General features: G+C 48.0%; 1 protein-coding gene. It reads right to left on the bottom strand.

Annotation, left to right across the window (positions count from 1 at the left end; genetic code table 11):
- Nucleotides 1-667: reverse transcriptase N-terminal domain-containing protein (locus CHK_RS00100; RefSeq protein ID WP_046441790.1), on the bottom strand; the 667-nt coding region annotated here is incomplete at both ends.

Below are 667 nucleotides of genomic sequence, written 5' to 3'. Positions count from 1 at the left end.
GTATAGTTCCCCGTTGAAGATCACCCCGCATTTTAACCATTGTTCCAATATCTTTGTGTCTGTCGGAATATTTCCGAGCAGCCACTCGTGGCTAATATGGTCAAAACAACCTTTGATGTCTCCCTCTAAAACCCATTGGGGAGAGTAACCATGCGACAAGATCGTGTGGCACTGCTGAATCGCATCCTGACAGCACCGCCCTTTGCGAAATCCGTAGGAATGCGGATCGGCTGTCATCTCTGCTATCGGTTCCAACGCAAGCAAATACAACGCTTGCATCGCCCGATCTTTCATTGTAGGTATCCCAAGCGGGCGCAACTTTCCGTTGCTTTTCTTGATGAATACTCTGCGTAATGGCTGTGGTTTGTAGCCCTTCCTCTTTAGCTCCAGAATGGCCTCCACTTTTTCTTTGTCGGTAGACCATATGATACCGTCTACCCCTGCTGTCTTTTTCCCTTCGTTAGTTGTCACCCTTTTTATGGCGATTGCTTTTGCCGAAAAAGAGTGTGTCAGCGTCCACTGCAAGGCTTTCACCTTACCGTGTCTGCCTTCCTTTCTAGCCTTTACAATACGTTCCTGTAGCTTTTTAACCTCAGCTTCGCATTTTGTCCAGTCAATGGACTCCCATGCCAGCTCCAAGTTAGGTGCTGCACACGCTGTTTTACTC

It is taken from the genome of Christensenella hongkongensis, assembly GCF_000981035.1.
GTDB classification, from domain to species: domain Bacteria; phylum Bacillota; class Clostridia; order Christensenellales; family Christensenellaceae; genus Christensenella; species Christensenella hongkongensis.
This window is presented reverse-complemented; position numbering and strand designations above follow the sequence as displayed.